At 40.2% G+C, this 26,448-nt stretch carries 26 protein-coding genes; 19 read left to right on the top strand and 7 right to left on the bottom strand.

Features of this window, described 5'->3' with window-relative positions; translation table 11 throughout:
• On the top strand, window positions 1-4,885 hold a 4,885-nt coding region (locus tag GYA54_02805), incomplete at its 5' end, for a hypothetical protein (protein NMC51632.1).
• Between the two features lie 113 nt (window positions 4,886-4,998).
• On the opposite strand, the gene GYA54_02800 is transcribed toward GYA54_02805, so the two are convergent.
• Window positions 4,999-5,181, bottom strand: a complete 183-nt coding sequence (locus tag GYA54_02800; protein ID NMC51631.1) for a hypothetical protein — start codon at window positions 5,179-5,181, stop codon at window positions 4,999-5,001.
• A 187-nt stretch (window positions 5,182-5,368) separates the two neighbouring features.
• On the opposite strand from GYA54_02800, the gene GYA54_02795 reads away from it, so the two are divergent.
• From GYA54_02795 to GYA54_02780, 4 genes are all read left to right on the top strand, one after another.
• Entirely contained in the window at window positions 5,369-6,136 is a 768-nt protein-coding gene (locus GYA54_02795) for a class I SAM-dependent methyltransferase (GenBank protein ID NMC51630.1), read from the top strand.
• A gap of 215 nt (window positions 6,137-6,351) precedes the next feature.
• Window positions 6,352-6,657 carry an RNHCP domain-containing protein gene (locus tag GYA54_02790; GenBank protein NMC51629.1) on the top strand — a complete coding sequence of 102 codons (306 nt, stop codon included), beginning with the start codon at window positions 6,352-6,354 and terminating at the stop codon, window positions 6,655-6,657.
• A gap of 45 nt (window positions 6,658-6,702) precedes the next feature.
• The gene (locus tag GYA54_02785) at window positions 6,703-7,965 is read left to right on the top strand and encodes a radical SAM protein (GenBank protein ID NMC51628.1); all 1,263 of its coding nucleotides are present in this window, start codon (window positions 6,703-6,705) and stop codon (window positions 7,963-7,965) included.
• Window positions 7,962-8,498 carry a YkgJ family cysteine cluster protein gene (locus GYA54_02780; GenBank protein NMC51627.1) on the top strand — a complete coding sequence of 179 codons (537 nt, stop codon included), beginning with the start codon at window positions 7,962-7,964 and terminating at the stop codon, window positions 8,496-8,498. Before GYA54_02785 ends, GYA54_02780 begins: the two co-directional genes overlap by 4 nt.
• A 196-nt stretch (window positions 8,499-8,694) precedes the next feature.
• Here the strand turns inward: GYA54_02780 and GYA54_02775 are convergent, their stop codons facing one another.
• The 3 genes from GYA54_02775 to GYA54_02765 all read right to left on the bottom strand — a co-directional run bounded on the left by GYA54_02775 (window position 8,695) and on the right by GYA54_02765 (window position 11,235).
• Window positions 8,695-9,639, bottom strand: coding sequence for an NUDIX hydrolase (locus tag GYA54_02775; protein ID NMC51626.1), 945 nt, complete (start codon window positions 9,637-9,639; stop codon window positions 8,695-8,697).
• A gap of 77 nt (window positions 9,640-9,716) precedes the next feature.
• Window positions 9,717-10,610 carry a M48 family metalloprotease gene (locus GYA54_02770; GenBank protein ID NMC51625.1) on the bottom strand — a complete coding sequence of 298 codons (894 nt, stop codon included), beginning with the start codon at window positions 10,608-10,610 and terminating at the stop codon, window positions 9,717-9,719.
• 70 nt (window positions 10,611-10,680) lie between these two features.
• A complete protein-coding gene (locus GYA54_02765; GenBank protein ID NMC51624.1) occupies window positions 10,681-11,235 on the bottom strand; it encodes a LemA family protein in 555 nt (184 codons plus the stop codon).
• 248 nt (window positions 11,236-11,483) lie between these two features.
• Here GYA54_02765 and GYA54_02760 point away from each other — a divergent pair, with 248 nt between their 5' ends.
• The 8 genes from GYA54_02760 (at window position 11,484) to GYA54_02725 (ending at window position 19,398) form a co-directional block, all read left to right on the top strand.
• Window positions 11,484-12,683, top strand: a complete 1,200-nt coding sequence (locus GYA54_02760; GenBank protein ID NMC51623.1) for a pilus assembly protein PilM — start codon at window positions 11,484-11,486, stop codon at window positions 12,681-12,683.
• Window positions 12,684-12,689: 6 nt separating this feature from the next.
• Window positions 12,690-13,724 carry a PilN domain-containing protein gene (locus GYA54_02755; protein NMC51622.1) on the top strand — a complete coding sequence of 345 codons (1,035 nt, stop codon included), beginning with the start codon at window positions 12,690-12,692 and terminating at the stop codon, window positions 13,722-13,724.
• Between the two features lie 12 nt (window positions 13,725-13,736).
• On the top strand, window positions 13,737-14,360 hold the full coding sequence (locus tag GYA54_02750) for a hypothetical protein (protein NMC51621.1): 624 nt from the start codon (window positions 13,737-13,739) through the stop codon (window positions 14,358-14,360).
• Between the two features lie 4 nt (window positions 14,361-14,364).
• Window positions 14,365-14,685 carry a hypothetical protein gene (locus GYA54_02745; GenBank protein ID NMC51620.1) on the top strand — a complete coding sequence of 107 codons (321 nt, stop codon included), beginning with the start codon at window positions 14,365-14,367 and terminating at the stop codon, window positions 14,683-14,685.
• A gap of 9 nt (window positions 14,686-14,694) precedes the next feature.
• On the top strand, window positions 14,695-16,425 hold the full coding sequence (locus GYA54_02740; GenBank protein ID NMC51619.1) for a type II/IV secretion system protein: 1,731 nt from the start codon (window positions 14,695-14,697) through the stop codon (window positions 16,423-16,425).
• Between the two features lie 30 nt (window positions 16,426-16,455).
• Window positions 16,456-17,544 carry a Flp pilus assembly complex ATPase component TadA gene (gene tadA, locus GYA54_02735; protein NMC51618.1) on the top strand — a complete coding sequence of 363 codons (1,089 nt, stop codon included), beginning with the start codon at window positions 16,456-16,458 and terminating at the stop codon, window positions 17,542-17,544.
• A gap of 3 nt (window positions 17,545-17,547) precedes the next feature.
• The gene (locus GYA54_02730) at window positions 17,548-18,753 is read left to right on the top strand and encodes a type II secretion system F family protein (GenBank protein NMC51617.1); all 1,206 of its coding nucleotides are present in this window, start codon (window positions 17,548-17,550) and stop codon (window positions 18,751-18,753) included.
• Window positions 18,754-18,924: 171 nt separating this feature from the next.
• Complete coding sequence (locus GYA54_02725; GenBank protein ID NMC51616.1) at window positions 18,925-19,398, top strand: prepilin-type N-terminal cleavage/methylation domain-containing protein; 474 nt, start codon at window positions 18,925-18,927, stop codon at window positions 19,396-19,398.
• A 77-nt stretch (window positions 19,399-19,475) separates the two neighbouring features.
• On the opposite strand, the gene GYA54_02720 is transcribed toward GYA54_02725, so the two are convergent.
• Genes GYA54_02720 through GYA54_02710 form a run of 3 tightly spaced genes read right to left on the bottom strand, consistent with a single transcriptional unit; the run spans window position 19,476 to window position 22,299 of the window.
• Window positions 19,476-19,883, bottom strand: a complete 408-nt coding sequence (locus GYA54_02720; protein NMC51615.1) for a GtrA family protein — start codon at window positions 19,881-19,883, stop codon at window positions 19,476-19,478.
• A 24-nt stretch (window positions 19,884-19,907) separates the two neighbouring features.
• Window positions 19,908-20,648, bottom strand: a complete 741-nt coding sequence (locus tag GYA54_02715; GenBank protein ID NMC51614.1) for a glycosyltransferase family 2 protein — start codon at window positions 20,646-20,648, stop codon at window positions 19,908-19,910.
• Between the two features lie 13 nt (window positions 20,649-20,661).
• Window positions 20,662-22,299, bottom strand: coding sequence for a hypothetical protein (locus tag GYA54_02710; protein ID NMC51613.1), 1,638 nt, complete (start codon window positions 22,297-22,299; stop codon window positions 20,662-20,664).
• 79 nt (window positions 22,300-22,378) lie between these two features.
• Here GYA54_02710 and GYA54_02705 point away from each other — a divergent pair, with 79 nt between their 5' ends.
• The 6 genes from GYA54_02705 to GYA54_02680 all read left to right on the top strand — a co-directional run bounded on the left by GYA54_02705 (window position 22,379) and on the right by GYA54_02680 (window position 26,394).
• Window positions 22,379-22,843, top strand: coding sequence for a type II secretion system protein (locus tag GYA54_02705; protein NMC51612.1), 465 nt, complete (start codon window positions 22,379-22,381; stop codon window positions 22,841-22,843).
• Window positions 22,844-22,904: 61 nt separating this feature from the next.
• Window positions 22,905-23,717, top strand: coding sequence for a prepilin peptidase (locus GYA54_02700; GenBank protein ID NMC51611.1), 813 nt, complete (start codon window positions 22,905-22,907; stop codon window positions 23,715-23,717).
• 5 nt (window positions 23,718-23,722) lie between these two features.
• Complete coding sequence (locus GYA54_02695) at window positions 23,723-24,307, top strand: hypothetical protein (GenBank protein ID NMC51610.1); 585 nt, start codon at window positions 23,723-23,725, stop codon at window positions 24,305-24,307.
• Window positions 24,308-24,313: 6 nt separating this feature from the next.
• On the top strand, window positions 24,314-24,871 hold the full coding sequence (locus tag GYA54_02690; protein NMC51609.1) for a hypothetical protein: 558 nt from the start codon (window positions 24,314-24,316) through the stop codon (window positions 24,869-24,871).
• 22 nt (window positions 24,872-24,893) lie between these two features.
• Window positions 24,894-25,457, top strand: coding sequence for a prepilin-type N-terminal cleavage/methylation domain-containing protein (locus GYA54_02685; protein NMC51608.1), 564 nt, complete (start codon window positions 24,894-24,896; stop codon window positions 25,455-25,457).
• A gap of 19 nt (window positions 25,458-25,476) precedes the next feature.
• Window positions 25,477-26,394 (top strand): hypothetical protein, encoded by a 918-nt coding sequence (locus tag GYA54_02680; protein ID NMC51607.1) that lies wholly within the window; start codon window positions 25,477-25,479, stop codon window positions 26,392-26,394.
• Window positions 26,395-26,448: the final 54 nt, after the last annotated feature.

The raw sequence follows: 26,448 nt of genomic DNA, 5'->3' as shown, positions 1-26,448 counted from the left end.
TAATTTAAATATTGGTGAGGCTGCTGAAGTTTTACTACCGATTAATAATCTGACCATTGGCTCTCTTTCTCAACCGGTTACTATCAAGGCCTGGGTTGACAACGCAGAATCTGGCTGGATTGGATTTATTAGAGAATCAAATGAAAATAATAATACTTTAATCAAAACAATTACGATTATTGGTACTACTGACACCAACTGTCAGGTGACCCTAGACGGTATCATCTACAAATTATCACCATGTGAAATAAAGACTAGTATGATTGACGGCGATGGTGGTAAGACTGTTACTTTCAAAATAGATCAAGTTGTCGAAGGCCGTAGTTACAACTTTGAAACCTACGGTTATAATGAAGGTTTCCAGACCAATGGTTTTATACCTTCTACCGGGAGTGGTGGAGCTTCTGGTGATGTAAATATTGAGGCCACCTTTAGGGATGATGTTTTGAATGCTGATGGCAAAAACACTAAAAAATATTCTGGTTATTTACCGATAAAAATTTATCATGGTAGTTATGGCATGGGCGTTGAAAAAACCTTGAAATTGATGATTGAATTAGATGTCTTACCCAAAGCTCCATCTACTGATACAAATTGTCAGATAACCTTAGACAATACGGTATACCAATTATCGCCATGCGAAATTAACACCAGTATGACCGATGGGGCAGGGGATAAAGAATTTTCTTTTAAACTAGATCAAGTCAGCTCGGACAGAAGTTATGGTTTTGGAGTATCTGGCTATGGCGAAGGCTTCCCGACCAATGGCATTATTACCACTCCATTTAGCGGTGGCGCGTCTGGAGACGTCAACTTCAAGGCTGTTTTGAAAGATCAATATCTAAATGCCGAGAATGGCCAAACGAAAAAATATAATGGTTATTTACCAATTAAGGTTTCTTATAGTAGCTTCGGCATTGAAAAAACTTTAAAACTAATGGTCAATGTGGATGTATCACCGGCCGCCACTCTTGACCCCACCCCCCGTATCTCTTACTGGCCGGGCAAGGTCAACCAACACACGGAAAATGGTGTCTGGAAAACAGATCCTGACGGCACTTCTGGTTCGACTATAAACATGTTGACCTATTGTAAAAAGTGGTATCCCAATACAGTGAGATATGAATATTATAAAGATGAGACCATCACCGATTGGAAAAGGGTTTATAATACCGGTAGCTATACTTCTACCAAACCGGTTTATAAGTGTATTCTTGACGCCACTACTGAGCAACATGACTTTATAGTCCAAAACATTCAGGCCTATTTCCTTCCACAGGTTGGTAATTACATGACATTGTATATAAAATTTGATGATTTATTCGCGCCAAACGACAATCTAATTGATTATGAATTCAAAATAGATGCTCCTGGAGCGGTAATTGGTACTTCCATAATGCAACCAAATAATAATGCTGAAATTTGGCGAACCATCATGTACAATACCCCAGGTATGCATAGATTGACTGTGACTGTAGATCCAAACAATAAAATTAATGAGGTTAATGAGAATAATAATAGTAAGTCCTATAGCATTGAAATAGTTGGTGACCCAACTTCAGCTAAGCCTGATCTCAAAATCACCGACATATTCTTAGAAAACAATTTACTCAAAGCAAAATATTGTAATATCGGGACCACTGCTATAAGCCCTTCTTATTTTTACATCAAAATGACCGCCAACAGCAAAGTCCATACTGGCACTTCCAACAATAGTAACTATCCATTTTCGGTGCCAGCATCAGATTTTTGCGGTACGACTGATGGTTACCCCACCTCATATTTTGGGCTAATGAACGGCCAATCGTATCTTGTGGACGCTAATATTGACTGGGACAACAGAGTGGCCGAATCAAATGAATATAATAATGGCTTCTCCAAAAATATAACCATGGGGGGTGCTACCACCACGGCTAGCCTGACTTTGACCAAGAACCAGGCCTATGGCAATCAGAATTTCACCAAGCCAACCACTCAAGCCAAAGTCGCTTCGTTTGTTGTGTCAGCCGGAGCCAATAGCGGAGTCAATATTGACACTATCAATATTTCTCAGGCCACATCAGGCACCATGCAGAACATGAAACTGATGACTGGCTCCACGCAGATCGGTGCAACCAAGGTCACCTTGGCCTCTAATAATACCACTGAAAATGTTTTCACGGCTTATAACTTAAATCTAGCCGCTGGCGAGTCAAAAGTGATTGATGTTTATGCAGATATTAAGGCGGGTAGTGGCACCAATAGCTTTGCGCTTGTAGTTGATTTGCAGGGCACAGCCACCTCTGGTGTATCGGTCACCACCGGCGATGTGACTATGCAGGCCATGACCCTCGCTGCTGGTTCCATTACTTCATCTGACGGAGGCAAACCAGCATCGGCTATCATTGTTGCCGGCACCACCGTCAAAATGAATGCCATCAAATTTACCGCCTCTGGCGAACCATTTACCATAACAAAAGTTAGAATTTTGGAAGACAACCCGAGTAACTATGATTCCATCAATAAAGTTATTTTGGAATATAAAGACAAATCTGGCAATACTGTGACCAAAGAAGGTTATCTGAATTCCGGAGGCATCGTTGACTTCACTGGTTTGAATATGTATGTACCCAAAGATTCTACTGCCATATTGACCGTCAAAGCTGAAATTCCGACCATCAGCGCCGGCGCTGACTCCGGTGATCAACCAAGATTGATTTTTGATGGCGACAACAACTTTTCTGCTCTTGGTGAGTCATCCAACATGGTTAACACCTTCGCTGGCAACGACGTCTATGGCAATAACATGACCGTCAGAAAGACCGTCCCGACGTTTATGACGCAGAGTTTGCCAACAAGTGTTTTAAATAATGGTACGGCCACTTTATACAAGTTTACCGTGGCTGCTGACGCTGCTGGTGATGTCGCCTGGAAAAAGATTAGTTTTAAACTAGAGACAGGCGGCAACGTAGGTATAGCGGGCACCTATTTATATGAAGAGACCAACCCATCATTAATATTAGGCAATGGTACCATAGGAAATGAATCAATAATTGAATTTGCGCTCTTGGCGCCAGAGACTATTACCGCTGGTCGCATGAGGACTTACATTGTCAAAGGGACTGTTACCAACGCAGACGGCGGCATGGTCAAGCTTACTTCCTTGGGTGATTATGGCCAATTTATGTGGTCAGATTTATCCACCACCCCTGTCTCATTATCTTTTGGCCCTTGGGTAGACGGTGCTCTAGTAAAGACGTTTGGGGGTAGCTCCGTTCTGTACAATTCAAATTATGTACCGTCAGCCAACAAGCCAGATTTAACAGTTGAAGATATTGAATATGCCAGAAATTTTGGTGGTCTCGACTATGTATTAAGGGCTAAAGTCTGTAACCGTGGTATGATCTCTAAATCATCTAATCCCCAGATATCGACAGAATTTACTGTTAATGGAAAGACAGCCATAAACGGTAGCACTGAACCCATTGAAGCCGGACAGTGTATATATCCGCTTGTATTAATTTCTTCTTTTGAGGGTTTGGCCACCAGCTCTGTTTATTCCAATGTGAAGGTTGAAGTAGATAGGAATAGTCTTAGCCCTACCTACAACAATGTTGTTGACGAATCAAATGAAGGCAACAATGTATTAACAAAAACAGTTACAATAATTGATGACACTAATCCAATTATTACTGACGTCAAAGTTGATATTGTGAGTTCAAATTCTGTAGTTTTTAATTGGTATTTGAATCGCTCTTCCAGCAATTGTGATGTCTTGTATAGTACCAGTTCAGACTTAAAAGATTTTTCATCGACTCAAATGGCTGCGCAAAATAGGCCAAGCGATAGACCAACCTTTTACTATTATTGGACAAACAATATTTCTGGTTTTCAAGCTAACGTCAACTATTTTTATAAAGTTGTTTGCACGGCCAACAATACAACTGTTGAAAGTAAAATATATTCTTTCAATATAAAAACAAATGAATCTTCGCTCCTTGGCGACCTCGATGGCAACGGTCAAGTCCAAATGTATGATGCCGCACTCTTGGCTCGCTACTTGGCCAAGCAGAGCACCCTTACAACAGCACAATTGACTGTAGCTGAAGTGACCAGCAATAGTGTTTTAGACAATACCGACGTAGAGGTGATATCTGATTATGCTATGGGTAAAGTAGACAAGTTGCCAGTCAGATTTGGCGATGTTGATGGTAATGGTCTAGCCGAGACCTATGATGCCGCTTTGGTACTTGGTCACGTAAAAGGCACTAGCGTCGCCGCTCTAAATCTTTATCAAAAATATGTAGCTGATGTAAATCGCGATGGCTTGGTTACCGAAGATGACACTGCTCTTATCGGCCAAGCGGCGATTGGCTTGATTACCTTGCCAGCGCCCAAAGCCGATCCGAATTTTGCCAAAAGACTAGCCGGCCGTCTGCTATTGGCGACTGAAGATCGTGGACGTATCTTTTATATTTATCCAGTAAATTATAAAAAATACGAGGTTACCTTTGACAATATGATGTCGGTCCTGCCATCTCTAGCAGCCGGTATTACTAATAATGATTTGAACAAAATCCCCATCAACCTAGAATCTGTTTCTTCTGATGTTGATAGTGACGATGATGGCTTCAGCGATTATTCAGAAGTGAAGTATGGTTACAATCCCTTTGTTGCTTCTAACCCAGCCAATCGCGGTAATGACAAATTGTCTTTTGATAGGACTATGGCATATCAAAATAGAGGTAGATTTTTACTCCAAGTCGAGGACCGTGGTCGCCTCTGGTATGTGGATTTTAGCGGCCAGCGCTGGGAGATCACTTGGGCCAATGCTATGAGCGTTTTCCCCAAGCTGTCTCTAGGCATTACCAACGCCGATCTAGCCAAAATCCCTAGCGGCAACTAGATCTAACCAAAATAAAAGACCGCCCCGACATCCGTCTGGGCGGTTTTTTGAAACACGTTTTTTAAAAAGAAAAAGACCCTTACTCCATGGCATATGGGTCAAAGCCTTTTACATCATGCATTTGATAGGCGTAGGTTGATGTATTGCTTCCAGCGCTCATTGCCGCTATCATCGTAGCGGACTAAAAATTGACCGCCATCAACCTTGGCAACCACCCCTTTCTTATCAGGCCAATCATGCAATTCGGCCGTTAAATTAATGACGCGGTCACCGACATCAAAAGGAAGATTGGACATAACACTTCTCCTTGTCTCATATTTATTTTATGTGCAATTTAACGTGAGTTTAGCATTCAAAGTATATAACATAAAAAGAATTTAATGTCAAATCAATGTGCGTCGAGCCAATACGGGTATTTATAAGCTAGTTATAATAATTTATGTTTTTGTGCTAATATAATTTATATAATTTAAAATAAAATATATGGCAGAGAGTAAAATTTATAACAACCCCCTATATTATGATATTGCCTTTGACTTCCGCGATATTAAAAAACAGGTAAATTTATTTGAAGAGTTTATAAAAAAATACAGCAAGATTAAAGTAAAAAAAGTATTAGATATTGCCTGTGGCCCAGCTGGCCAATTGTTGGAATTTGCTCGAAGGGGATACAAGGCAGTTGGTCTTGACTCAAGCGCTGCTATGCTGGGTTACTTGGGAGCAAAAGAAAAACAGGGAAAAATTAAGATTAAAAAAGTTCAAAAAGACATGGCCAATTTTAAGTTAAAAGAAAGGGCTGATTTTGCTTATATTTTGATGGGCTCTATCATTTATCTAAAAAATAATAATGATTTTCTAAAACACTTGAATTCCGTTTCGGCCTCTCTCAACAAAGGTGGTTTATACCTCATAGAAAACATGCCGTTGGATTGGGATAATAAAGAATTTTACAAACCACAAACTTGGACTATGAAAAAAGATGGAATAACAGTAATGACTGCTTATCAGATTGGGGTAAAGGACACATTGAAACAGACGATTTTGCAGACAATCAAATTAAATATAAATGATCACGGGAAGAAAACTGAGTTTGTAGACCAAGACGAGCTCAAATTGATCTTTCCCCAGGAATTGATATCGTTGGTTAGACTGAATGGTACGTTTGAATTTTTGGGCTGGTTTGAGCGAGATCGAATAGCAGAGCTAGGGAAAGCCAAAGCCAGTAATATTGTTTTATTGAGAAAAAAATAAAAGATTGGAGTAAAAAACACCAAATATTTTATTTTTTTGTGTGTATTTTTTTGTTTTTCTAATGTTCCATTAAAAATGAGTATATAGTATAAAACTTGACAAATATTGGATAATGTGCAAAAATATTTTGATAGTCATAAGTTTATGATTATCTGCTAAATAACGCATGTTTAGTTGCATGCATTGTACCTTAAAAAATTAATGGAGGTAGAGAGTTGTCAGCAAAGAAGTTCACGCGTTGCCGGGAAAATTTTACGTGCGGACACTGTGGAGCGGAGATAACCGGCAATGGATATACTAATCATTGCCCTAGCTGTCTTTACAGCCAGCATGTCGACAATAATCCTGGCGATAGAAAGAATCCGTGTCATGGCCTGATGAAGCCCGTTTATGTGGAGAGTCGTTCAGGCGAGTATATAATCACTCACCTTTGCCTTACATGTGGTAAGGAAAAGAGAAATCGCGCCACCCCGAATGATTCTACAGAGGCGATGATAGAGGTGATGAAAACACAACATTGAGAGGTTGACATGTTCAAAATCCAAATTCCTCCTGTTCCGGATCTGGTGCATATAGAAACGACCTATCGCTGCACTTCAGATCCGGGATGTGTTTTTTGTTACAACCCTCTCCGCGGGGTACCCTTTAACGAGACAAAGATGGACAAAATCATCCAGTCTATCTATGACTCTTGGGTTCCCCACGTCTATTTGATTGGCGGAGAGCCATCATTATTAGGAGTCGGAAAGCTGAATCAATACATCAACCTGCTGGCGCGGCGTTCTTCCATAACAATTGTGACGAACGGGCTTATTTATTTACAGGGCCTTTCGCGTCGTCTCGCCTGTATTGGTATTCCTATTCACGGAAACAAAACCACGCACGAACGTCATACCCGCTTTCCTGGCGGGTACGACAAAACCATTGAGAATATTAGACAATATATTCAAGATGGCTTTGATGTTCGGTGTATACCGGTTTTGACCGCATGGAACTATGATCAGGTGTACGAAGTTATAAAGCTTGCCAGCCAGCTCGGCATGGAATCGGTGTTCGTTGATCGCTATGAGGATGGCGGTCTCGGTAGCCAGATGTCTAATGTGTTGAAGCCCTCACTAGAGCAATTCCAGATTGCCTTAGGGCAGATGATTAAAGCGCGTGATGATTTTGGCATGCCGGTCGGCTTTGGTACTGCCATTCCTTTTTGTCTAGACCCGAGGCTGATCACCGAGAACATGCATTCTGACTGTGGAGCAGGGATAACCTTTGCGGCCGTCAATCCGGACGGCGATGTCCGTGTCTGCAATCAATCAATAAAGGTTTATGGTAATGTTCTGTTAAAACCCATTGAGGCGATATGGCAGAGCAAGGAGCTTCAAGAGTTTCGGGATCTGTCCTGGGTCACAGAACCGTGCCGGTCTTGCCCGGTTTTGTCAGAATGCCTCTGCGGTTGTAAGGTTGATTGCAGTCAAGCGTGTGGATTTTGCGTTGATTATGCTGTCCGGGGCCTTAACAGCCCACCCAACCCATTGAGAAAAATCCGACGTCGAGCATTACCGATCACCTTCCCAAAACCATATCGGCGGCTGATGGTGGATAATTATACTATATTGAATACATTTCACCGTATTCCTTATCTTATAACCCGCTATCAGGCGATTCGTATCGATGAAACCGCTACGGAAATTATCCGATTCCTAATTTCTTCTGGGCAATGTGCAGAGGAGATTTTGGTGGGGCGCTTCTCTGAAGAAGTTGAAGAGCCGGAGTTCCGATCATTCGTCAGCAAGCTGATAGAAATTGGAGCCGTAAGGGAGGTGGTGACATGATAGCAAATCTTGATCAATTGTATGCAGCCTTGGATGTTTTATTGAGTGGCATTAGTCGAGCCTGTTCGTCATGCACCCACGATGATTGTCGCGGCTATATTTGGCTCATGCCAGAAGAAGAAGAGCCACTTTATGAGGCAGGGGTTGAAATTCTGCAGGTCAACGAGAGTAAATTTATCAACCCTTTCTTGGAGGGGCCAATAGACGTTGAGATCTATAAACCCCCTTGCCCGTGGAGAGAAAATGGGCTCTGTTCTATCCACGAGAAAAGACCGCTATTCTGCAGACTTTTCCCTTTGGATTTTTCGTGCGAAGGGGGTATAGTCCATGTGGTATTACAACTTGATTGTGCTTGGTCTGCGGTTCAAAATAAATCCTTCAAACAAAAAGCCCAACGACTTTTTTCTAAAATGAACCCGGATCTTCTAAAAAGAGTCGTGGATACCTGGTTGGCGGTGGAAAACCTAAGTAAATACCCATACGGACCAAATCGATCTCAAGTTTTATTCCCGCTTGGAAGGTATCCGGCGTGAACAAAAAAACAACAATGACAATGAGGAGGTGAGTAAGATGTCAAAATGTAAAAAGGTTCTGGACTCCCGCAAGGTCACGACTCTGACGGTAAAGCGCAAAAATCCCGTCGTCAAAAAAAAGTGACACCGGCATCGTCCCATGAACCAAGGGAGCTACAAGCGTAGCTCCCTTTTTATTTCTATTAATTTTTTATTATTAATATATCTTCCCCTTTAAGTAATTTTTTATCACTAGCTCCGTCCCTTCTAGCAGGGGAGTCGGCAGATTGTCGAGTGAAAACCACCGCCACTCGGCGCATTTTTCCGGTTCCAATACTTTTGGTTCTCCACCCTCATACTCTCCCTTAAATCCGATATTCAAATAATGTTTGCCCTCTGTTTCTATATAGCGCATCTGGTCAGCCACCGAAATCAATTCCATTTTTTCAATCTCTAGTCCGGTCTCCTCCAAGACCTCTTTTCTTGCTGTCTCTTCAATCCTTTCCCCGAATTCCACATGCCCGCCCGGGAAGCTCCACTCGCCATTAGCGTGTTGGCTCTTGCGTAGTCCTATCAATACTTCGCCTTTTTTATTCTGGATCATCACTCCAACACCCACCAATGGTCGCTTATTTTTCTGTTCATTATCTAATAGTTCTTTGGCTTTCAGCAAAAAATCAAAATCTCGCCGCCACATAAATTTACCCCAATAGCCATCGGGCTGATCATTCCCGAACAAACTTATCGCCTCGTCCAATGACTCCCATTTAAGCTGGAAACCATGTTCTTTTTCTTGCTCAGTAAACTCCGGTTCTCCTTTTTCGCCTTTTATTCTTGCCAAGTAACAATAAGAAAAATGCAATTCTTCAAATTTGTTCTTGAATTCTACAATGCAACCCACCTCCCCGATCATTTCCGCTTGGCAACCAACCTCTTCTTTTATTTCTCGCCGCAGCGCTTCTTGAATATCTTCGCCCTCTTCTATTTTACCCCCGGGAATTTTATGGTGTTTTTCTTTACCGTTCCACACTATTGCCACCTTATTTTCCTGATCCAAAACCACCGCCCGAGCAGCCCGGCGGACTTTGTATTTGATTGTCTCGCTGATCGTTTCCTCACTAATGCCTAGATCTTTTTCCGTTATTTCTTTTAACAATTCCATAATACAAATTACGAATTAATTACAAATATACGAATAAAATATTCGTATATTTGTAACTGATTTGTATATTCGTAGGTTTAAGCCATTGACCTGAGTTGTCGGATTCTTTCTTCCACTGGCGGATGAGTGGAAAAAAGTTTTTTAAAGCCACTAGTGGCCCTGGCTCCGAACGGGCTGGCAATATAGAGGTGGGCCGTGGCCGTATTGGCCTTGATCAGAGGCGTAGAATTATTGGTGATTTTTTCTAGTGCCCTAGCCAATCCTTCCGGGTATCTAGTTAGAAGTGCGCCATCAGCATCTGCCAAAAATTCTCTTTTTCTAGAGATCGCCAACTTTATCAACTCAGCGATAATCGGGGAGAGGACTATCAAGATTATTCCTACTACCATCAAAATCGCACCCACATTACCATTACTCTCGTTAGAATCTCTCTTTCGCCATCTAGATCTTAGAAAGTAGTCGCTCAAAATAGAAATCGCTCCGACCAAGACCACCACGATCATCATTATTCTGATGTCATAATTTTTAATGTGCGACAATTCATGGGCGATTACACCCTCCAATTCTTCATTCTCTAGCCCCTCGATTATTCCACTCGTCAAAGCAATAGAAGCATGCTCTGGGTCACGGCCTGTGGCAAAAGCATTCATGCCCGGGTCTTGGATAATATAAATTTTCGGCATCGGTGTGCCAGCCGTGATGCATAGATTCTCTACCAATCTATAAACATAGGGATTATCACTCACAGTGATTGGCCCTTTGGCCCCGGCAGTGGCCAGACTGATTTTATCTCCCGCAAAATAACTAACCAAAGTCATCACCAAAGAAATTACCACGGCCATTACCAGCGGCCCATAGCCATAATCCGGATAAATTTTTCCAATTACCCAACCCAAAAATATGACAAATGCCAAAAATAGTGTCATCAAAATCAATGTCTTTCTTTTATTAGAGTCAATTTGTTGGTACATATATCACAAAAATCAAAAAATAATTAACAAAAAACATTTTTTGAGTTTTGTTAATTGAATTTTGTGTTTTTTAAAACTTTACTTCCACATTTTCTCTCTCACTCGCATCAGCCACTTCAAAAAATTCATATTTGGTGAACTTCAACATGCCAGCCACCATATTATTCGGGAACACCTGGATCTTGGTATTGAAGTCGCGTACATTACCATTATAAAATCTTCTGGAAGCTTGGATTTTATTCTCCGTATCCGAGAGTTCATCTTGTAGTTTGGCAAAATTTTCCGAAGCACGAAGCTGTGGATAATTTTCCGCTACCGCAAATAAACTTTTCATGGTATCCATCAGGGCATTTTCTGCCTTAGCCTTGGCTTCCATGCCAGTGGCCTGCATAGCCGAAGCTCTAGCCTCAGTCACTTTTTCAAACACCTCTCTTTCGTGTGTGGCATAACCCTTGACCGTTTCCACTAGGTTTGGGATAAGATCATGCCTTCTTTTGAGCTGGACATCGATATCCGAAGCCGCCTCATCAGTGCGATTTTTCAGGCGAATCAGGCCGTTATAGACACCGACTAGCCACACCAAGGCGACAACCAAAACGGCTAATATTATATACAATATTTGCATATATTTTTTCTCTTTGGCAGTCAAAATTTTTATTTTTTGCCAGCCAATTAATTATTATTTTATTTACTCTCGACTTATTATAATGTTAATCCCTTTAGTTATTTAAGTCAATTACAACAAATTGTCTGTTTATCCCACTTGGCCTTGTAGGAATAAATTATTTTTTGTGTTATAATAAAATCAGACATAAGCGATAGTTTTTATTAAACACCAGAGTTCAATCGCTCAATTTTAGTTATTACTTATTTATGGATATAATTAGTCCAAAGAGAAGCTATTTAGGCGTTGATTTAGGTACTTCCGCCATTAAAATTGTGGAACTACAAGACAAGGGGGGTCGAGCCTTACTTTTAACCTATGGTTATGTAGAGCAGCCCACTGACATTATCCGTTCCTCATCCAAAGAGATGGAGGATAAAATTGTCAACATTATCAAAGATATCTGCAAAAAAAGTCGCATGAGCAGCAAAAAAGTTGTTGCCGCCCTGCCTAGCTTTTCTGTTTTTAGTTCGATTATCAATCTCCCTTCCATGAGCAAAAAAGACCTAGCCAAAGCTATTCAGTGGGAAGCCAAAAAATTTATTCCCCTTCCCATGGAAGAGATGACCCTCGACTGGAAGGTCGTCCCCGTGCGGCCAGACAAAAAGAGTGTTATTCCGCCGATTAACAACACAAACCCGAACAATAAAGAGAATGCCGTCTCTCCAAATGGCGAAGCGGGTGATGCCAAGCAGGGCTCCTTCCTTGACAAAATTTTTAGCCACAAAGGAACCGTCAAGGGCAGCACTCCAGTCAATCAACTACTAAAAAATAACACAAAAGTTCTTCTAACTGCCGCACCCAAAAAAATAGTAGAAAGATATATTCGGATTTTCCGTGCTGCCGAGCTGGAGCTTGTCAGCCTAGAAACAGAATCCTTTGCTCTTGAGCGCTCTTTGGCCGGCAATGATCCAGCCTCTATTATGATCGTTGATGTTGGGGCTGTTTCTAGTAATATTTGCATTATAGAAAGTGGCATCCCAGTCCTCACCAGAAGTATTGACGTCGGCGGTACCACCCTAACCAAATCAATAATGTCTAGTTTAAACGTGGATCTCGGTCGGGCCGAACAGTTTAAAAGAGATATTGGCTTTTCTTCGCTTGGCCCAGGCGGTCTGCCGGATACGATAAAAACAGCCATCAATCCGATTATTAATGAGATAAAATATTCTCTGGATATTTATTTGGCGCAAAATCCAACTCAGAACAAGGTAGAGAAAATAATTTTAACCGGAGGCAGTTCGTTTTTGCCGGAATTGCCATCTTTTCTCTCCAAAATCTTAGACATCAAAGTTATTATCGGCGACCCTTGGGATAAGATAGTTTATCCCTTGGAGCTAAAACCAGTCTTGACCGAAATCGGTCCGCGGTTCTCTGTTGCTGTTGGACTGGCTATGAGAGAAATATAATTTTTTATGTTTGATCACCCAAAAAATAACAACGACAAAGACGAGGGCATAAATTTTTTACCCGGAGAATTACAGCAAGCCAGGCACCACAGTCCCAAAAAGGACCCAGTAAGCCCCGGTCTTCATATGCCCGCAAAAGATGATGGCAAAAAAATTATAGCCAACACGCAACCTTCGCATGTTGTTGGCAAGCCAAAGACACCCAAGCCGTCTTTTTTTGGTCGTCTATTTAAGAAGAAATTAAAAAGCCCAAAAGAATCGTCAGTTGTCGCCGTGAATGAGGTCAAAATTCAGCCCCCAAAAACAACACCCGCTGCCCCGACCCATTCTCCAGTAAGCACTTATTCTCCTCCCGCCAAAATTATTCCTTCCACCAAGGTGGTCCAGGTCAAGAAAGAAATTGGTGGTTTCAATGAGGTCAAGTCTGCCAATAAAAATACTGATGAGCCAGGATTGGTTGTGAACTTACTCCCCAGCAGCCCCAAGGGGTTTACCGACACCCAGATTATTTGGAGCTATTTTTTTATTTTTATTATCAGCTTGTTAGTTGTTTTTTCTCCCTATATCTATTTTGAGAGCAAAAATAAGCGCTACAATGAGGATATAAATCTGCTTAAAGAAAAACTCATATTGATAGATAAAAAAATAACCGAATTTGAATCAGAGATAAAAGATTATGGTAGTCTTTCCCAGCAGTTTAATAATCTGAACAATGTTTTCAAGAATCATGTCTACTGGAGTCAGTTTTTCCCCACCCTGGAAAATCATACAGCTGGCAACGTTTATTTTACGGGTTTATCGGTGACTGACCTCGGCGGTGTTGATCTCGGCGGCAAAGCTCTAAACTTGCGCTCCATGGCAGAAGAGCTAGTAGTTTTAAATTCCAGCCCGATTTACCAAGATGTAAAATTGACCAATCTGACCTTTGAAAAAACAGAACAGCCAGGTGATCCCGGTGTGTCTTTTAGTATAAGTTTTATTGTTCCCCACTCTGTGATTGAAAAGGTGGGTAATGCCGACAACAATACTCAACCGCAATAATAAAAATAAGATATGGAAACAACCGTCACCGAAGAACAAAAAAAGAATATACCATTTTATAAAAAACATTTTGGGGTTTTAGTCTTTTTACTTTTTTTTATTTTATTACTCCCGGGTTATTTTTTTCTTATTAGCCCAGAGAACAACAAATATAAAGCAAATCAGACTCTTTATTCGGCCAAAGAATCAGAATTCAACCAGAAAATGTCCCAGATCCAAAAATACAAAAAAATCATTATGAGTTATGATGCCATAAGCTCTGAGGACAAGCAAAAGGTTGGCGAAATTATTCCCATTGGTCCTGATGAAGCCAATCTTTATATCAACCTTGAGAGCCTGTCAGAACAAGTTAAGGCCAAGGTAGAGAGCATTAGTATCCAACTAAATGAAGAAAAAAAACCTGAACCGCAAAAAATTCCTTCGGGTTCTGGGGGCGCTCAGGCAGAAAAAAACGTTACTCGACAACTAAAATCCCTTAGTATTAATTTTAGCCTTTCCAATATTAGTTACAATAAAGTTAAACAGCTTTTTGCCCTTATCGAAAACAATATCAGACTGATGGACATCAACTCTTTCAATTTTACCCCTTCTGATGGCTCGCTATCCGTATTTTTAACTGCTTATTATCTTAAATAGTTTTATGTTGGCCAATCGCTCTCAATTATCAAAAAAGAAATTAATCACCTATTTAGCGGTCATAGCTTTGATGGCCGGTCTAAATATTTATATTTATTTTAATAATTCCAAAAATGATTCAGTGGCCAATATTTATAATAATAGTGAGGTTAATAGCCTAATTAACACCACTATTCAAACCGGAGCCAACGCTAACCCCGCCCAAAAAGAGGCAGCCATTTTGGAAGATAGTCTCTTCGCAAAGTTAAAAAAAATAGGTGACTGGCCAATAGTGCCTAGCAATGTTGGCAAAGCCGATCCCTTTGCTCCTTATTTCGCTCAGTAATTTTATTTTATGAAAAAAACAGAGGATCTCAAGGATAAAATTCTTGATTATTTTTTATCTAATGGCAAAATTACAGCTGCTGACATTAACCAGCTAAAATTAGAGTTAGATTTACCAAAACTAGAACAAGCCCTCCAAAAGACAAAAGATATTTCCGAAGAAGATATCACCAAGGCTAAAGCGGCAATTTTTAACTTACCCTATACAGTTTTGGGGGAGGAGCGCATTCCTGGCGCCATACTTTTTATTCTCCCTAGAGACTTGGCAGAAAACTATCAAATGGTTGTTTTCGCCAAAGAAAATGATTTGCTCAAAGTTGCCCTTGTTGACGCCCTAAATATAAAAGCCAGAGAAGCTGCCGATTTTGTAGCTCGAGGCAAAGGGTTGCAGATTGAATATTATATCACCTCTCCGAGCAGCTTCAATAAAGCTTTGCAGCAATATGGTAGCCTCAAAACTGAAGTCAGTGAAGCTTTAAAAGTTGCTGAAGATAAATTTGAGACCGAAGAACCTGGCGAAGACAAAATGGATCAGGTTATCAAATCAGCGCCCATTTCCAAGATGGTCTCTGTTATTTTGAAACACGCCGTAGAGCTTGGCGCTTCAGATGTTCATATAGAGCCAACAACCGGAGAGACACGAGTGCGTTATCGTATTGACGGGCTTTTGCAAACATCTCTTCTTTTGCCGAAATATGTTCATGCCGCTATAGTTTCACGCATCAAAGTCATGGCCAATCTAAAAATTGACGAAACCAGAATTCCCCAGGACGGCCGCATTCGTCTCAATATCAACAACAAAAATATCGATTTCCGTGTATCTACGCTTCCCCTATATAGTCAAGAAAAGGTGGTAATGAGGATTCTGGATACTTCTCACGGCGTTTCCACTTGGGAGGATTTGGGCTTTGAGGGTAAAAATTTAGAATTGATGTACAACAACATTGTTAAACCGCATGGCATGTTTCTTGTTACTGGCCCTACTGGTTCCGGTAAGTCAACCACTCTTTATGCCGCCCTGCAGATCCTCAACAAAGAAGAAGTAAACATTGTTACCCTTGAAGACCCAGTAGAATATTATTTGACTGGTGTCAACCAATCACAGGTTCACCCAGAAGTGAAATTTACTTTTGCTTCTGGCTTGCGCTCCATTCTCCGTCAAGATCCAGATATTATCATGGTTGGCGAAATACGCGACGCCGAAACAGCCGAACTGGCCATCCATGCCAGCCTTACTGGACACACTGTTTTGTCCACCCTTCACACCAATGACGCTTTTGGCGCCATTCCCCGTCTGATTGACATGAAGGTCGAACCATTTCTTTTGGCCTCTACCCTAAATGTTATTATTGCCCAAAGGCTCGTTCGGCGTATCTGCGCGGAGTGCAAAGAGCCAGTACCCATGCCCAAAACCCTTGTTGATCAAGCCAAAGAAATTTTTCAATCTATCCCCAAGGGTAGTCTACCAAAGGGCATAAACGAAGAAAGCCTAAAAACCATTTATCATGGCAAGGGTTGTTCTCGTTGCGACCAGACGGGCTACAAGGGACGCACCGCCATCGTTGAAGTTTTGGACATCAGCGAGGAGATAAAAAATATTATTTATTCAGGTTCTAGTCTTGACAAAGTCAAAGAAATTTTTGTGCAACAAGGCATGTTGACCCTCAAACAGGATGGTATTATCAAGGCCCTCGAAGGCAAAACTACCGTTGAAGAAATATTAACAGTTACCAAAGAATAATCTTTAAATAATTCTAATGTCCCAACCAATATGTCTACTCAAAGCAGCCTTATACTCAACAAAATAATAAATAGTGTTGTTAAAAGTGGTGCTTCTTGTTTTCATTTAGAGCCTGGCTCCAAGCCCATTGTCCGTTCAGATCAACGCCTTGTTCTTCTTGATAGTGAAGATATTGTTGGTAATGAATTTTTGGAGGATGTGGTCAAAATTATTTTATCGAAAGAGGAAGTAGCTGAATTTGAACAAAAAAAATCTATTATTATTACCCACACATTTGAGGGTGATATTCGTTTCAAAATTCATATCTTTTATCAAAAAAATAGTCTGTCAATGATTTTTACTTATATCCCGACTGTCATCAATGACCCAGATTTTTTGGGTATTAGTCGGGAATTTGCCGACTTAACCAAAAACAAAAGCGGTCTGATAATCATCTCTGGACACCACGGTTCCGGGCGGACATCAACAGCCTTGTCTCTTTTAAATAATATTAACAAAACAGAGTCAAAATATATTTTGACTCTTGAACAGCCTGTAGAGTATATTCTTACTTCTGAAAAGAGCATTATTGAACAGCGGGAGATAGGCCGCGATAGCGGCAGCTATCTTGACGCCCTCAAGTTTTCCAAAGACAGCGACGTTGATATTGTTTTTCTTTCCAAGATAGAAAGTGCTGATATTTTAAATAATATTTTTAGTTTTATAGAAAGTGGCCGCTTAGTAATAGCTATTACCGAGTCCAATTCTGTTGCCGATGCTGTTGATAATCTCGTGAAGCTGGTGCCCGAAAGTGAAAGTGAAAAAACAAAAGATACTCTTGCTGAGATCTTGTTGGGGGTTTTGGTCCAGCAGCTTTTGCCGCGTCGTGGCGGTGGTGAGATTACCGTTATGGAAATTCTTATTTCCAACTCTGCTTCCCGCGCCCTAATCAGAGAAGGACGCTTTGCTCAGCTGACAAGCGTCATCCAAATGTCCAAAGAAGAGGGGATGCGTAGCCTAGACCAGACACTCTTGGAGTTGGTAAAAACCGGAGAAGTTAGTTATACTGATGCCCTAAAGGCGGCTGTTGATAAAATAGATTTTCAGGCCATGGCTCAAAAATTTCATGTTGCCAATTAATATATGATATTCAAATATAGAGGCAAAAACAAAGAAGGACAGAGTGTTGAGGGGCTTATCGAGTCTATCAACAAAAATGATGCCGTGGCAACCCTTAGTGAACAAGGGGTTGCTATTATTTTTCTTGAAGCTCAAGCCAAAAAAACAGCGCTCAATATCAGTCTGCCATTTTTTAATAGAGTAAAAATAAAAGATCTAGTTATGTTTTCTCGTCAATTAGCAGTTATGTCTACAGCCACTCTTCCCATTGTGCAGTCATTGCGTATTTTGATAGAACAGACAGAAAACAATGCTTTTAAGTCTGCCATCTCCGAAATCGCCGATGATGTAGAGGGCGGCGAAAGGCTTTCCAACTCTCTGGAGCGCCACAAAAAGATATTTAGTCCATTTTTTATTGCCATGGTGCGATCCGGGGAGACGTCGGGCAGCTTGGACAAAGTTTTAAACTATCTGGCTGATGAGCAAGAAAAAGATTATGCTCTTATGAGTAAGATCAAGGGCTCAATGATTTATCCCGCCTTTATTTTGGCGGCCCTCGGCGGCGTCGGTATTATAATGATGGTTTTCGTTGTACCAAAAATTACTGCTATATTATCGGAAACTGGCGGCGAATTGCCGCTGGCCACGAGACTTTTGATCGGCACCAGTGCTTTCTTGGTAAATTATTGGTGGGCCATAATTATTTTTGCTGTTATTTTCGTTGTCGGCATGAGATATCTACTTCGTCAGCCCGGGCCTCGCCGCAAGTGGGACTATCTCAAGTTGAAATTGCCAGTTTTTGGCACACTTTTCCAGCGTATTTATCTCGTGCGCTTTACTCGCAGCATGGCAACTTTAGTGGAAGGCGGGGTCCCCATTACTACCTCTTTGAATATTGTCAGTGATGTTGTGGGCAATGCTTACTACAAAGACCTAATCGACCGCACAGCCAAAGATGTCCAGGACGGCAATCCTATTGCCACGTTATTTTTGAAGAGCAAGGAGATACCGCCTATGATTGCCCACATGCTTTCGGTTGGCGAAAAAACAGGCCGCATCAGTGATGTTTTGAGCAAAATGACCGATTTCTACGCTAGAGAGGTCGAGTCCTTGGTCGCCAACCTTATTAGTCTTATAGAGCCTATGATTATGGTAGTTATGGGCGTGGGGGTCGGTATCATGGTCGCGGCTGTCATTATGCCTATGTATAATATGTCTTCTGGCTTTTAGTAAATAGCTTATTTCAGCAAAATATTTGTCCTTTTTTTGTTTTGATGTTATAATTAAACTGTGGATAAATAATTATTTGCATTTAGTTACAAAATACAAAAGCAAAGGTCGAAATCTTTTTTTGTAATAAATCTAGCTAGGTTTATTAAATAAGTAATTTGTTAAAAATTTATGAAAAATAGAAAAGGTTTTACTTTGATTGAGCTCTTGGTTGTTATCGCCATTATTGGTCTTCTAGCTACTCTTTCTGTCGTGGCTCTAAACAATGCTCGTCAAAAATCCAGAGACGCCAAACGTGTTTCTGATATCAAACAAATCCAGACTGCTTTAGAATTATATTTTGTTGATCAAAATGGCTATCCAAGCGTTGGCACAGGCCAGACACTTGGTTCTAGTAATTATGCAGCTCTTAGCGCCGGTGGATTTACTGCTACTGGTTCTACCTCTGGCACAGTTTATATGGGTCAAGTCCCGAGCAATCCGACACCAAATGGTGCTGATTACACTTATTGTAGTGCCACTTCAGCTGCGCCCACCACTTGTGCTGCTAGCACCCAAAGCTATATGATTACTTTCAGTCTTGAGGGAGCTACTGGTGGTCTAGCCTCAGGCGCGAGAACCGCCACCCCCAACGGTATTCAGTAAATTTCGGTTTTTATAAAACGCCCCTTACGCATGAGGGGCGTTTTTGTTGTAAAATTTTATTTTTCGTTACTATTCTTTTAGGTTTTTTCAAAAGTTAATTTTTTGTTAGCCCAAAATGTCCAACTTACACCAAAAATAACCGTAATAATTTTGGCGGCTATATAATAAACATCAAAATATTCTACGAGAATATAAAGTGCGGCCGTATTTATCGCCAGCCCGACCAAGTGTATAACAAAAAAAGATTTATATTGTTGCCAGTATTTTTTGCCCCTATCATCAAATACCCACGCGCGGCTAATTGAGAAATGAGTAATTGAGCCCACCAGAAAAGAAAAGACGGAGGATATTAAATACCAGATGCCCAACCATTCTGTTAGTATATATAGCAGGGAGATATCCACTACCGTGGCTATGCCTCCGGAAATAGCGAAGCGGATAAATTTTTTTTGGAGAAAATAGTTAATTATCTTTTTAAATATCATTTTAACATCTGTAATTTGTATTAACTATCCAAATTTTTTGTATTTTTTCCAGCCCAACCTAAATAAAATATATTCTCCCAAATTTTTTATAATACTCAGGCCGTAGATCAGGCTTCTCTTGAATCCTATCATCGAAGCTTCTTTAAAATAACGAGTACTAATTGGCACTTCTTGGATATGCATTTTTTTTATTCGAAGTTGTATAATTATCTCTGTATCAAAAACAAAATCATCCGAATTGTCCAAAAAATTTATTTGTTCTAGAGCTTTTTTTGAATAAGCGCGAAAACCGGAATGATATTCGGTCAACCTAAGGCCAAGTATCAGGTTTTCCAACTTAGTTAAAAAAATATTGGCCCAGTATTTCCAGCTGGGCATGCCTCCATTTCTGGCTCCACCCGGTCTCATCATCCTTGATCCAAAAACAGCATCTGCGTCCTCTCTTAAAAGTGGCAAAAGTAAATCTGGCACCAAGCGCGGATCATATTGGTGGTCCGGGTGTATCATTATGGCGATATCGGCTCCCAGTTTTAGGGCTTCTGTATAACAAGTTTTTTGGTTTCCTCCGTAACCCAAATTTTTATTATGAGTGAATGTTTTTATCCCCAAAAATCTGGCCAATTCAACTGTTTTGTCTCCGCTGGCGTCATCTACCAATATTATTTCATCTACCCAATCTTTTGGTATATCGTCGAGTGTTTTTTTTAGGGTTTTCTCGGCATTATAAGCTGGCAAAACGGCTATTACTCTTTTGCCCGGGTGTATTTTTGGCATAATATTATTTATTTTTTGTTGGTTCTATTTTGACGTATAAACTTACCGGGAAGAGTTTGCCGATTGGTTTAAATGCCATGCGCCAATCGTCCGTCCGAAACCAGTCTTTGACATCATCAGAAGCACAAACAACCCAGACCCTTTTTGGGTTATATTTTTTTATCAGATAATTCATTTTTATATTTAAGCGACTTTCCACCATACCAGTTTCTTTTAATAAATGAAAAGCGCTTTCCACAAAACCCAAGGTGTCTCTTGTTGCCAAAAGATCATTCTCGCCAATAATCGTTGGATAAATAGTCTTAAAGCCCTGAATATCGTTTCTCAAATAATAATTCATATCCGATCTAACTATACTATCATTGATCAAAAGCAGGTCGCCATCCTTGTATTGCTCATTTATATAATTGGCCACTATTCCAAAGCGGCTGTTGATATCAAAAAGTGAATCATCGCTCAATATTTTTATATTTAGAGTGAATAAGCTTACAACTATCAAACCCAAAGCTATCAATATCCACCGGCTTTTTCGCAACCCAAAGACTATCAAAAAAGACAGCAATAAAGCCAAGAGAACAGAGTCAACTATCAGGTGTCTTTCCAGGAGCGTTGTATAAGCATTGGAGCTGGGCATAAAAAGAAAAAGCAGGCTGCTTATGACTATTACCCACCCTATAAAATTTATTGCCGACCGATTTTTTTTAAAGTGGTCTTTTCCGTTGGTTATAATTATTAGTACAAGTATTAATACAAAAATTTTTACAACAAAAGCAGCAAACACCTCCACTGGAGAGGATAGGGGCATTTTGTTCGTCCATATTAGTTGGCTCATTGCGGTTTCCATAAAATCAAAAGGCCTAGCCGTGGTCATCAGTATCTGGCTATTAGTTATCACATTATTGGACAAAAAGCTTTTAAAAATAAATACTGATAGCCACGGGTAAAAACCTAGAAAAATTATTGTCATAGTCCCCAGCCACCATAGAAAATCCTTACTCTTTTTTTCTTTTATTACTTTTATCAACCACCAGCTGGCCGTTGGTATTATTATTAGCAGAAACGAGTAGTGAAGATAAAGGCCAATTATGCTTGTCGCTGCGTAGAAGAAAGATAATAAAATTTTTTTATTCTTTTTTTCAGCTTCAAAATATTTGGCCAGCAGGATAATACTGGCCAAACCAAAGAAACAATAAATAGCATAAGGTCTAGCCTCTTGGCCATACTCTATCTGCATTGGCAAAATAGCCGCCAAAAACGAGGCAACGATAGCTATTTTTTTGTTTTTTAAAAAAACTACTCCGGCTATATAAGTTAACCATACAACACCCAAACTAAAGACAAGGGACATTGCCCTTGTGGCGGCTTCTCCGTGGCCGAATATTTTTATCCAAAAACTAAGCAAATAATAATAGAGCGGTGGGTGTATATCTACCAATCGTAAATAATCCCACATTTCTGCCAGATTGTTAATATAGTGTTTTGCCACTCCCAAACTTAAAAGTTCATCGCACCAATATGGTTCTTTCTCGATATTCACCAACCTCAAAAATAGCCCCAATATTATAATTAGAGTCAATAAAAAAGGATATTTGTGCGAAACAAGAAAAGATTTAAGATTTTTATAGTATTTATCTTTTGCCATTATCCACCGTTCTTTGTTGTTAATTATTATAATTTTAAGCTATAATAAATAATAATACAATAGAAACTATTTTTAAAATATGTTTTACAAACAAAAAAGTCAACCCGGGTTTACTTTAATTGAGCTTTTACTGGTCATAGCGATTATTGGGCTTTTGGCTACCTTGGCCGTAACTTCATTAAACAACGCCAGGATAAAATCACGCGATAGCCGCAGGTTGGGGGATGTTCGCAATATCCAAACCGCCCTTGAGCTTTATTTCAATGACTTGGGCGGTTATCCTTCTGGCACCATTGGTGGCGTGGTACAAGATGGAGCACTGGGTGTAGATCCCAGGACTAGCCTTAGTTCTGCCAACGGTTTTAATTCCTCGGTTTCCGGTAGTACTTATATGGCAAAAATTCAAGCGAACCCCTCTCCGGGTGGGTCTGATTATGTTTATTCAAGTGATGGCTCTACCTATACTATTACCTTTACTTTAGAAAGTCCCTCTGGCGGTTTGTCTTCGGGCGTCCACTCTGGTGTTCCCAACTATATAAGGTAATTACTTGTCACCCAAAACCCTTCTTCTCAACACAAGAAGGGTTTTGTGTTATAATAATATCATGTTTTATTTGTTTATTATTTTTTCTTTTTTATTTGGTTTGATCATAGGGAGTTTTATTAATTGCTTGGTTTATCGCCTGCATACGAAGCAACCTTTTGTCACTGAGCGCTCTCATTGTCCAAAATGCAGAAAACAGATTATCTGGTACGACAATTTGCCCATTATTAGTTACCTGTTACTTCGCGGTCATTGTCGTCATTGCCGGCAGACAATTTCCCTCCAATATCCCCTAGTGGAGTTCGCTTGCGGCCTTATTTTTGTGCTTATTTCTTTAAAAATTTATTTTTCTTTTGTTCTTGGTTCTATTGCTATTTTATATTTTGTTGGCTATTGTTTTTTTGCAGCCGTTTTTCTTTTTATTTTTATTTATGATCTAAGGTATTATTTGATTCCTGATGTTGTCACCTTGCCGGCCATTTTTCTTGCCTTAATATTTAATTTATTAATTTATTTTTCAGCCCCCACTGCCCAGGGCTTTTGGTCATTTTTTTCTGGTTATTTTTTGGGCGGACTGGTCGGTGGTGGTTTTTTCTTGGCCCAATTTATTTTATCCAAAGGCAAGTGGATTGGTGGGGGAGATATTCGTCTGGGTTTTTTAATCGGGTTTCTCTTGGGCTGGCCGCACACTTTGGTTTGTCTTTTCCTCGCTTATATTTCCGGAGCCGCAGTCGGTATTTTTCTCATAATTAGTAAAAAAAAGAGCATGCAATCAGCTATTCCCTTCGGCACCTTTTTGACTCCGAGCGCCCTTATCACCCTTCTTTGTGGGCAGTGGATTCTGACAAAATATCTTTCCCTTACTCTTTATTAATATTTATGGATATTGTCTTGATAAAAAAAATAAAAAATACAAAAGGATTTACGATCGCCGAATTAGTAGTCGCCGCTGGTATTATTGCTATGATTTCTGTTTTGGTGATTGCCAACTTCCGTGGCTCTAGCCAAAAGGCCGCTTTGGACAACGAAGCAGAAAGATTGAGTACTATTTTGAGGCAAGCCAACATCAACTCCCTTATTGGCTTGACTACCAGCAGTGGCTCTCGACCACCTGGTGGTTATGGCCTACATCTTTCCACTTGCCAAGCCAACTGTTCATATTTACTTTTTGCTGATGGCCTTGGCGCAGATCACATATACAATTCCAATGATACAAATGATATTCTTGTACAGACATTTGGCATGCTCGACGATGACGTTTATATCAATCAGGTTGCTATTACTCCGACTGGTGGTACGCCCCCAAGTTCTCTGGATATTGCCTTTGTGCCACCCCAGGGCCTTGTTTATATCAATGGCTCCAATACGGCCACGGGAGCACAGATCACTATTGGCTTCAAAAATACCAACTATACCAAAACCATTACTCTGGATGTCAAATCTGGTCGTATAAACATTCAATAAGTTTTTATGTTTTATTTATATCAAAACAAAAAAGGATTGACCCTGCTCGAGACCACTATTGCACTTGGTATTTTGATGATTGGCATCCTGGCCAGTCTGACCTTAATGCTCTCTTCTTTCAAATATATCCAGTCGACCGAAGACGAAATAGTCGTTGTCAATTTGGCCCGGGAGGGGATAGAGATAGTTCGCTCTATTAGAAACAACAATAGCGCCATTGCCGACAGTGAGCCCAGTAAAATTGATATATTTAGCGGTGATTATGATAATGAGAGTTATTTTGTGGATAGCCAGTCAAATAATACTCTTTCCACTTTCAATACCCTAAATTATGCCAGCCTCGATAACTGTGAAAATTGCAAACTTTATCTTGACAGTAATGGTCGCTATTCACACACCTTTTCACCCAGTGCCCAGGAAACCGTCTTTAAAAGAACGGTCACTATCAGTCCGTCTGATAGTGCCTATGAAAAAGTTATTACTTCGACCGTCTCTTGGCAGGTAAAGGGGCGGGTTTCTACTTTCTCCCTGGAAGCCCGACTCACCGATTGGCAGGCTGATTAAGGGCATAAAATTATTTTTATCTATGATATTGTCTCATCTCCAAAAACAAAAAGGTTTTACTTTACTAGAAATGACTATCGCCCTTGGTATTTTTGTGGTTTTATTTACCATGACCCTCGGGATTTATAATTATTCGCTACAGGCAGAACAGAGAACCATCCAGATTTCCAAACTTCAAAAAGAAGCCCAGTTTATTATGGAAATAGTAGCCAAAAAAATTAGAAGTGGAAAAGTAAATTATAGTTTTTATAATAATAATATTAACCAGGAAGGTGTGACCACCCTCGCTCTTCTTGATAGCGGAGGCAATGAGACTGTTTTCAAGTTTGAAGATAATAATATAAAAGTTTGTATTACTAACTGTAGTTTGAGTGGTAATTTTTTTGCGATACCACCGGCCGATGTCTCTGTTTCTGATTTAAAATTTTATATCACACCTGCCTCTAACCCTTTTGCTGATATCAACGTAGCCCCAACCCAGTTTCCCAAAGTAACGATTATTCTAGACTTAAAAAATATTCGTGCCGGCCAAGAAAGACACCTCTCAATTCAGCAGACAATCCCCCAAAGACTGGCCGGATTCTAATATCTTTTATCTTTTATTTATGAATAATAAGAAACCAATATTAAATAAATTACTATCAAATCAAGGGGGTATCGCCCTTGTTTTAACCGTTTTGATTCTGGCCAATTTACTCATGATTACTTTTATTGTTGCGGATGTCATCTTGAGGATTGGCAAGACCAGCCGAGCCATAGGTGAATCAGAGAGTGCTTATTTCGCAGCTGAAAGTGCCATGGAAAAAGCTATATATAAAATTGAAAAAGAGCGTGATGGGAGCGAGCTCGGTACCGAAGGCACCCCCGCTAGTGGTTTTCTCGATAATAATATTATTTCTTGGAAAAGCTATCTAAAGCCCATAAAAAAATTAGGCAGTGTCATATGTTTTGACAACTCCAACATAACCTCTGTTTTTACATATGGTTCTGTGGCCGATGTTACTGATTCTAGTAAGGGCGGAAATAAAAATTGTATCTATACCGAGACACTAAATTCCGACATTGTCAAAAATAACCCCCTAAAGGTTAGATTACAGCCGGGCCGTTCTTTTGAGATTGATTTTGGAGTTAGTGTGCCAACTGGGCTAGTTTTTTATCCAGATTCAATTGATATCGACTGGCCAGCACAAAAAGAAGGTAGAATAATTGTTTTGCACAAAAATGAGGGTGGTGGGGTAGAACAAGATGCCCCAATTTATACAAAACACATACCCTCAGATCCTGGCACCCTCCCCGCCTCTTCTCATCGGAACCTTGACATTATCAGCGGCAGTCAATTTTTGGCTCCGCGCATACGTATTATCAACGATGAAACCAATAACGCGGTTATTTATGAATTAAACCCGAGCATTGCCGGTGATATTTTTATGCCAATCGGCATTGAGGTTACTGCCAAGGGATATTATAACAACCAAAAAGAAAGAATAATTATTTCTGACCGTAAAAATTGGAAAATTTATTAATCTATCTATCAAAACAAATACCCCCGACATTACTCGGGGGTATTTTAAAATAAA

This window comes from Candidatus Kuenenbacteria bacterium (genome assembly GCA_012797775.1).
Classification (GTDB): Bacteria; Patescibacteriota; Patescibacteriia; order UBA2196; family GWA2-42-15; genus JAAZMX01.
This window is presented reverse-complemented; position numbering and strand designations above follow the sequence as displayed.

Bases quoted from the DNA above. Each gene is read 5' to 3' on its own strand.
- GYA54_02725 (NMC51616.1), top strand. From the start codon at position 18,925: ATGAAAAATAGAAAAGGTTTTACTTTGATTGAGCTCTTGGTTGTTATC.
- GYA54_02800 (NMC51631.1), bottom strand. From the start codon at position 5,181: ATGTCCAATCTTCCTTTTGATGTCGGTGACCGCGTCATTAATTTAACG.
- GYA54_02775 (NMC51626.1), bottom strand. From the start codon at position 9,639: ATGGAATTGTTAAAAGAAATAACGGAAAAAGATCTAGGCATTAGTGAG.
- GYA54_02690 (NMC51609.1), top strand. From the start codon at position 24,314: ATGTTTTATTTATATCAAAACAAAAAAGGATTGACCCTGCTCGAGACC.
- GYA54_02730 (NMC51617.1), top strand. From the start codon at position 17,548: ATGATATTCAAATATAGAGGCAAAAACAAAGAAGGACAGAGTGTTGAG.
- GYA54_02700 (NMC51611.1), top strand. From the start codon at position 22,905: ATGTTTTATTTGTTTATTATTTTTTCTTTTTTATTTGGTTTGATCATA.
- GYA54_02680 (NMC51607.1), top strand. From the start codon at position 25,477: ATGAATAATAAGAAACCAATATTAAATAAATTACTATCAAATCAAGGG.
- GYA54_02780 (NMC51627.1), top strand. From the start codon at position 7,962: ATGATAGCAAATCTTGATCAATTGTATGCAGCCTTGGATGTTTTATTG.
- GYA54_02695 (NMC51610.1), top strand. From the start codon at position 23,723: ATGGATATTGTCTTGATAAAAAAAATAAAAAATACAAAAGGATTTACG.
- GYA54_02795 (NMC51630.1), top strand. From the start codon at position 5,369: ATGGCAGAGAGTAAAATTTATAACAACCCCCTATATTATGATATTGCC.
- GYA54_02760 (NMC51623.1), top strand. From the start codon at position 11,484: ATGGATATAATTAGTCCAAAGAGAAGCTATTTAGGCGTTGATTTAGGT.
- GYA54_02720 (NMC51615.1), bottom strand. From the start codon at position 19,883: ATGATATTTAAAAAGATAATTAACTATTTTCTCCAAAAAAAATTTATC.
- GYA54_02710 (NMC51613.1), bottom strand. From the start codon at position 22,299: ATGGCAAAAGATAAATACTATAAAAATCTTAAATCTTTTCTTGTTTCG.
- GYA54_02755 (NMC51622.1), top strand. From the start codon at position 12,690: ATGTTTGATCACCCAAAAAATAACAACGACAAAGACGAGGGCATAAAT.
- tadA (NMC51618.1), top strand. From the start codon at position 16,456: ATGTCTACTCAAAGCAGCCTTATACTCAACAAAATAATAAATAGTGTT.
- GYA54_02750 (NMC51621.1), top strand. From the start codon at position 13,737: ATGGAAACAACCGTCACCGAAGAACAAAAAAAGAATATACCATTTTAT.
- GYA54_02770 (NMC51625.1), bottom strand. From the start codon at position 10,610: ATGTACCAACAAATTGACTCTAATAAAAGAAAGACATTGATTTTGATG.
- GYA54_02740 (NMC51619.1), top strand. From the start codon at position 14,695: ATGAAAAAAACAGAGGATCTCAAGGATAAAATTCTTGATTATTTTTTA.
- GYA54_02745 (NMC51620.1), top strand. From the start codon at position 14,365: ATGTTGGCCAATCGCTCTCAATTATCAAAAAAGAAATTAATCACCTAT.
- GYA54_02765 (NMC51624.1), bottom strand. From the start codon at position 11,235: ATGCAAATATTGTATATAATATTAGCCGTTTTGGTTGTCGCCTTGGTG.
- GYA54_02705 (NMC51612.1), top strand. From the start codon at position 22,379: ATGTTTTACAAACAAAAAAGTCAACCCGGGTTTACTTTAATTGAGCTT.
- GYA54_02685 (NMC51608.1), top strand. From the start codon at position 24,894: ATGATATTGTCTCATCTCCAAAAACAAAAAGGTTTTACTTTACTAGAA.